The 620-nt window shown below is 71.3% G+C and carries 1 pseudogene; it reads left to right on the forward strand.

Going from position 1 to position 620, the window contains the following annotated elements:
- Positions 1-620 (forward strand): annotated as a pseudogene (locus FV222_RS28550) (1-deoxy-D-xylulose-5-phosphate reductoisomerase); the annotation flags it as partial.

Consider the following 620-nt stretch of genomic DNA (forward strand, 5'->3'; position numbering starts at 1 on the left):
GGCTGAAGCCGACCCACGCGGCGCTCCGCCTCGGGCGCCGGGTCGCGCTCGCCAACAAGGAGAGCCTGGTCTGCGCCGGGGACGCCTTCATGCGCGACGCCAAGCGCTACGGCGCGACGATCCTGCCGATGGATTCCGAGCACGACGCGCTCAGCCAGGCGATGGCCGGGCGGCCGCTCGCGGACGTGCGCACCATGATGATCACCGCGTCCGGCGGCCCCTTCCGGACCTGGACACGCGAACGCATCGCGGCCGCCTCGCCGGCCGAGGCCGCCGCCCACCCGACCTGGTCGATGGGCATGAAGATCAACATCGATTCCGCCTCCCTGATGAACAAGGGGCTGGAGTTGATCGAGGCGCACCACCTGTTCGGCATCGAGCCGGACCGCCTCGACGTGGTGGTGCATCCGCAATCGGTGATCCACGGCATGATCTACTGGCTCGACGGCGCCGTCACCGCCGAGCTGGCGCTGCCCGACATGCGGGTTCCGATCTCGCACTGCCTGGGCCTCGGTGACCGCCTGACCATCGCCCGCGGCCGGCCCCTCGACCTCGTGGCCCTCGGCAGCCTCACCTTCGAGGCGGCCGACGAAGCGCGCTTTCCCTGCCTGGCGCTCGCC

Origin of the sequence: Methylobacterium sp. WL103 (assembly GCF_008039885.1) — a bacterium.
GTDB lineage: Bacteria > Pseudomonadota > Alphaproteobacteria > Rhizobiales > Beijerinckiaceae > Methylobacterium > Methylobacterium cerastii.